5 protein-coding genes are annotated in these 5,659 nt (G+C 75.4%); 3 read left to right on the top strand and 2 right to left on the bottom strand.

The features are described from left to right. Positions 1-294: 294 nt before the first annotated feature. The gene (locus tag G3I42_RS14410) at positions 295-705 is read left to right on the top strand and encodes a hypothetical protein (protein WP_164286019.1); all 411 of its coding nucleotides are present in this window, start codon (positions 295-297) and stop codon (positions 703-705) included. After that, positions 702-992, top strand: coding sequence for a DUF4031 domain-containing protein (locus G3I42_RS14405; protein ID WP_164286017.1), 291 nt, complete (start codon positions 702-704; stop codon positions 990-992). Before G3I42_RS14410 ends, G3I42_RS14405 begins: the two co-directional genes overlap by 4 nt. A gap of 188 nt (positions 993-1,180) precedes the next feature. Here G3I42_RS14405 and G3I42_RS14400 read toward each other — a convergent pair whose 3' ends face one another. Continuing rightward, on the bottom strand, positions 1,181-1,915 hold the full coding sequence (locus G3I42_RS14400; protein WP_164286015.1) for a hypothetical protein: 735 nt from the start codon (positions 1,913-1,915) through the stop codon (positions 1,181-1,183). 365 nt (positions 1,916-2,280) lie between these two features. On the opposite strand from G3I42_RS14400, the gene G3I42_RS14395 reads away from it, so the two are divergent. Next, positions 2,281-2,982 (top strand): copper homeostasis protein CutC, encoded by a 702-nt coding sequence (locus G3I42_RS14395; RefSeq protein WP_203606805.1) that lies wholly within the window; start codon positions 2,281-2,283, stop codon positions 2,980-2,982. A 161-nt stretch (positions 2,983-3,143) separates the two neighbouring features. On the opposite strand, the gene G3I42_RS14390 is transcribed toward G3I42_RS14395, so the two are convergent. Continuing rightward, positions 3,144-5,345: an AAA family ATPase gene (locus G3I42_RS14390; RefSeq protein WP_164286011.1), complete on the bottom strand. Its 2,202-nt coding sequence runs from the start codon at positions 5,343-5,345 to the stop codon at positions 3,144-3,146. Positions 5,346-5,659: the final 314 nt, after the last annotated feature.

Raw genomic sequence — 5,659 nt, 5'->3', positions numbered from 1 at the left:
CCCGGTGGCGGGGCGGCTCAGCGCGGAGGCGCCGTTGGCAAAATCCTTCACATCCTTGGTCACGGGTGAAATTTACTTTCAGCAGGGTGCGGGGGTCAAGAACGAGGGCTCGGCGAGAGGCGGCTCAGGGGTTTTTCAGGGGTCTGTTCGAGGGCGTCTACGGGTTGTCTCAGGGGGCGCCTGGGGGATGTTTCAGGGTTCGTCCAGCGGGCGCCTCCGGGTCGTCTCAGGGTTCGTGCGGGGGGCGCTCACCGGTCATTTCCGGTCCCGGCGCACCTGCCGCACAATGGCCCCATGGCCACTCCCGACTCCTCCGGCACGTCCGGGGCCGCCCCCGAGCCCGGCTCCCTGGAGCAGACGCTGCACGCCGCGCGCGCCCGGGTGCTCGCGGACCTCGCCGCGAGCGAGGTGAGTGACGCGCGCGTGGTCTCCCTCGTCGAGGAGGCGGTGACGCAGCGCCGCTGGTGGGTGGAGCAGTGGCCGGACGGCGCCGAGTTCGTCGCGGGGCTCGTCGCGCAGGACGTGCAGGACGGCCTCCTGGAGCAGTACGGGCGGTGGCCGGTGTGCCCCGTGTGCACCGAGGAGGAGCCGCACGCCCTCGTCGTCGAACCGGAACTGGGCCCCGACCCGCACTGGGTCTGTGCCGAGGCGGGCGTCCTCGTCGCGCCCGTCGGCGCCCTCGACTCCGTCCCGGGCATCCGGTGACCGTCTACATCGACCCGCCGAACTGGCCGGGCCACGGCCGCATGTGGTCGCACCTCGTCAGCGACGACTCGTACGAGGAACTGCACCGTTTCGCGCGAGCGCTCGGCGTCCCCCGCCGCGCCTTCGACCGCGACCACTACGACCTCCCGGCGCAGCGCTACGCGGACGCCCTCGCGGCGGGAGCCATCGGGATCGGCAGCAAGGAACTCGTGGCCCGCCTCACGGCGGCGGGGCTGCGCCGCCGCAAGGCGCGAGGCGAACGGGGAGAGGCGGGACGGAACCCGTAGACCGGATGGATGGCCGCCCTGGACGAGCCGCACCCCCAGGGCGAGCCGGCTCCTACGCGGGTGGGCCGACCCGATCGGCCTCGCCGGGCGCCCCGGCCCGCACCGGCGGGCAGAACAGCCCGCACCCGCCGAACGCCTCAGCCAGCCACCCCCTACCGCCCCCCCCGCGCCCCTCCGCTCCCCGCCCCTCACCCGCCCAGCAGCGTCAGCTCCGTCGTCAGGTTCTCGCGTGCCCGCTGCTCCCAGTGGCGGCTCCCGTACGGAGTGCGGAAGAGGCGGGGCAGGGCGAGGAGGTGGCGCAGGACCTCGGCGCGGCCGTGGCGGAACTGCTCCTCGGGGAGGAAGCCGTACTCCTCGCTGACGGCGGCGGCGTACGCCGCGTACTCCTCCGGCACCCCCGCGAGCACCGCGAGGTCGGCGTCGCACAGCAGCTCGCCGTCCCCGTCGCCCGGGGCCGTCTCGTGGTCGATGGTGAGACGTACGAGGCGGGCCACCTCGGCGACGGGCCCGGACGCGAGCCCCGCCTCGCGCAGGGCGCGCTCGGCGAGCGTCGCGCTGCGCTCCTCGTTCTCGGAGCGGTCGGGCCGGTAGACCGCGTCGTGGAACCAGGCCGCGAGCCGTACCGCGTCGGGATCGCGCACCGTCCCGGCCCACGCGCGCTCGGCCGCCGTGCCGTGCGCGGCGGCGCGCGCGACCTCGCCGGTGAGCGTGTCGAGGTGCCGCAGGACGGCCCGCAGGTGGTCAACCGTGTGGTACTTGCGCTGGGGCTCCGCCCAGCGGGCGAGGAGCTCGTCGGCGTACGGCTCCGGGGCGGGCCCGGGCGCGCCGCCCCGTACGCGCAGCAGCGTCACGGCGAAGGCGGCGCGCAGCTCCTCGTACGCCGCCGAACGCCCGGATTCCGCGAGGTCCCGCTCACCGTCCATGCGCCCATTCTCCCCCGCGCCGCCGCGCCCGCCGTTCTCGCGGTACGGGTACGGCTCCCGCCGCGAGGCCGCGAGCCGCGAGGCCGGGCGCACCGCCCGGGCCCCGTTCCGCCGTCCGTACGCCCACGGACGGTGCTGCCCCGGGCCCCGGGCGCCGCGTAGGCTGCCCTCCAGCGCGATTGGACTAGACCGCTTCTCCTCCCGGTGGGACGCCCGGGGGCCTCCGCGACGGGGCGAGGTTCCGGAGGAGTGGCCGTGGCTGCCCTGACGCGCGCGACGGCGGGTCCGCGACGCGGCGGGCCCCGGCAGACGGGGCCCCTGAAGGGCGCCCGGACACGGGACGGACGGGAAGAGGGGCCATGACCATGCCCGAAGGCACAGCCGCACTCCTGGAGGTGATCGCCCTCGACGCGGCGGACGCCAGAGCCGCGCGGGACGGCGGGGCCGACCGCCTGGAACTCGTCAGCGACATGGCAGCCGACGGGCTCACGCCCACCGTCGAGACCTTCCGCGAGATCCGCGCCGCCGTCGGCCTTCCGCTGCGCGTGATGCTGCGCCTGAGCGACGGCTTCGCGGCGGGCGGCGCGAGCGGCGTGGCCGCGCTCGTGGACCGCGCGACGCGGCTGCGCGCGGTCGGCGCGCGGGAATTCGTGCTCGGCTTCCTCGACCCCGAGGGCGACCCCGACCTCGACACGCTGAAACGTCTCGCCGACGTCCTCGACGGCTGCGCCTGGACCTTCCACCGCGCCGTCGACCGCAGCCGCGACCGCGAGGCGCTCCGCGCCGGCCTCGACGGGCTGCCGGGACTCGACACCTACCTGACGGCCGGCGCGGCGGGCGGCGTCGACGAGGGACTGCCCGTGCTGTGCGAGGAGGCCGCGCGCGAGGGCAGCCCCGGCTACACGCAGCGCCTCCTCGTCGGCGGCGGCCTGCGCCTCGACCACCTCCCCGCCCTGCGCGCGGCCGGCATCTCCGCCTTCCACATCGGCGGCGCGGCCCGCCCCGGCGGCTGGGACGGCCCCGTCGACGCGACGGCCGTGGAGCGCTGGCGCGAGGCGCTGGGCTGAGCGGGGGCCGGGGACGTACCGGCCGGGCGTACGGGGGAGGGAGGCGGCGCCCCGTCACTCGTACGAGACCACCCCGACCCGTACGGGAACGGCCCTTGTCACCCGTACGAGACCACCCCGCCCCGGTACCGCGTGCCGCCGTCCCCGCACCCCACCGCCCGCTACACCGTGGCCAGGGCTCCCGGCAGTTCGTCCGCGTGCACGACGGTGAGTCCCGAGACCGCGCGGGTGAGTGCCACGTACAGGCGGCGCAGTCCGGTCGGTTCGTCGGCCTCGCCCGCGACGACGGCGGCCGGTTCGTCGAGCACGACGTAGTCGTACTCCAGGCCCTTGGCGAGCGAGGCGGGGACGAGGGTGAGGCGGGATTCGCGCGTGGTCTCGGTGCCGGGTTCGAGGTGCGCGAGCCCGGCGTCGGCCAGTGCCGTCGCGAGCGCGGGAACGCGCGCGTCGGCGGCGATGAGGCCGATCGAGCCCTCGTGGCCGAGTGCCTCGCGGCAGGCGGCGAGGACGGCGGCGTCGCGCGCGTCCTCGCCGACGCGCCTCACGAGGAGCGAACCGGGCGATTCGCGCACCGAACGCACCTCGGCGAGACCGGGCGCGATCGCCGGCAGCAGCTTCGACGCGTACGCGATGACCTCGCGCGGCACACGGAAACCGGCCGTCAGCTCCTCGATGTGCGCCTCCTCCTTGCCGAGGTGGCGCAGCGCCTGAGCCCACGTCCGCGTCGCCCAGGGCGTCGTGCCCTGCGCGAGGTCGCCGAGGACCGTCGCCGAACCCGTGCTGCACCTGCGGCCCACCGCCCGGTACTGCATGGGGGAGAGATCCTGCGCCTCGTCGAGCACGACGTGCCCGAGCGAGTGGGTGCGTTCGACGAGGTCACGGGCCTCGTCGACGAGTACGGCGTCGGCCGCCGACCACTTCGCGCTCTTGACGGAGCGAGCCGGTTTCGGCCACAGGATCGCCGCCTGCTCCTCGGCATCGAGCAGCCCCTCGGAGTGCTCCGCGAGGAACCCGGGGTCGCTCAGCAGCCGCAGGACGAGCTTCGCGGGCTCGACTTTCGGCCATACGGCGTTGACCGCCGCCTTCACGGCGGCATTGCGCGCGACGGTGGCCTGCACCCGGTCGTCGGGTGCCTCCCCGGCCCGCTCCATCTGGACGAGGACGGCATGCGCGAGCCGCTGCGGCAGCGCCTCGCGGGCCGCCCCGTACCGCATGTCGCGGTCGAGCAGTTCGCGCACCAGCTCCTCGACCTCGTACGCGGCGAGGCGCCAGCGCCGCGAACCGCGCACCACGACGACGCCCTCGGTGGGCATCGAGACGTGTGCGCGCAGCGCCCGCCGCAGCACTTCGGCCATCCGCGCGTCGCCCTTGACGGTCGCGGCGCGCGCGTCGTCCTCGCCGCGCACCTCCACGCCGGGCACGGCGACGAGATCGGCGACGGTCGCCTGCCGCACCTCCATCTCCCCGAGCGCCGGCAGCACCTGTTCGATGTAGCTCAGGAACGACCGGTTCGGACCGATCACGAGCGTTCCGGTGCGGGCGAGCCGGTCGCGATGGGCGTAGAGGAGGTACGCGACCCGGTGCAGGCCGACCGCGGTCTTCCCGGTCCCCGGGCCCCCCTGCACGCAGACGCTGCCGCTGAGGTCGCCGCGGACGATGCCGTCCTGCTCGGGCTGGATCGTCGCGACGATGTCGCGCATCGGACCGACGCGCGGGCGCTCGATCTCGCGTTGCAGCAGCTTGCTCGTGCCCGGATCGCTCTCCGAGGCGCCGGGCCCGGAGAGCACCTCGTCCTCGTACGCGGTCAGCTCACCGCCCGTGTAACCGAAGCGCCGCCGCCGCCCGACGTCCATCGGCCGCTGCCGCGACGCCTGGTAGTACGCGGTCGACACGGGCGCGCGCCAGTCGATGACGAGCGGATCGCCGTCCGCGTCGTGCACGTGCCGCCGCCCGATGTAGAAGCGCTCGCCCTCCGCGCCCTCGGCGTCCTTGAGCCCCGGGGCGCGGGTGAAGTCGAGCCGCCCGAAGAAGAGCGGCGTGTCGGCGAGATCCGCGAGCGCTTTGACGCGCTCCTCGATCTGCGCCTGGAGCACGGCGGCGTTGACCCAGTTCGCGGTCACGTCGCGGATGTCGAGGTTCTCCGTCTCCTCGCGCATCACGCGCAGCGCGGAGCGCGAGACGGAGAGGTGGGCGCGCTCAAGGGCGAGGGGATCGGTGCCGGTATCGGGCGGGGGACCTGCGGGCGCGTCGCCGGGCGGGGGGCCTGCGGGTGCGTCGCCGGAGGGTGCGCCGCCGGAGGGGGCGTCGGCGGGTGGTGGATCGGCGGGCGCGGTGGACGGTGACGACGCGGACGGGTGACTCACGGTACGGCCTCCTGCCGGAAGGGCGCGCGCGGCAGGGCACCACCCCCGCGGGCACGACGTGCGCGGGCACGGCGTGACATGCGCGGTGTGACACGCGCGCAGGGCGGAAGGCGGTGGCGCCGCGCGAACGGCGAACGAATGAGACGAACGGCCCGGCCGCCGGGAACCGGCCAGAGGCCGGGGCGGTCGCGGTCGCCGAAGTTGCCGCCGGTTTCCGTCCGGCAGGCGGCACTCCACGGGAGGGAGGCGGACAGACGCGCGATTGTAGGGGAGAGGGGGGCGGGAGCCCAAATGGGGAGCGGGACGGGGTCGAG

Source organism: Streptomyces sp. SID11385 (assembly GCF_010548245.1).
Classification (GTDB): Bacteria; Actinomycetota; Actinomycetes; order Streptomycetales; family Streptomycetaceae; genus Streptomyces.
This window is presented reverse-complemented; position numbering and strand designations above follow the sequence as displayed.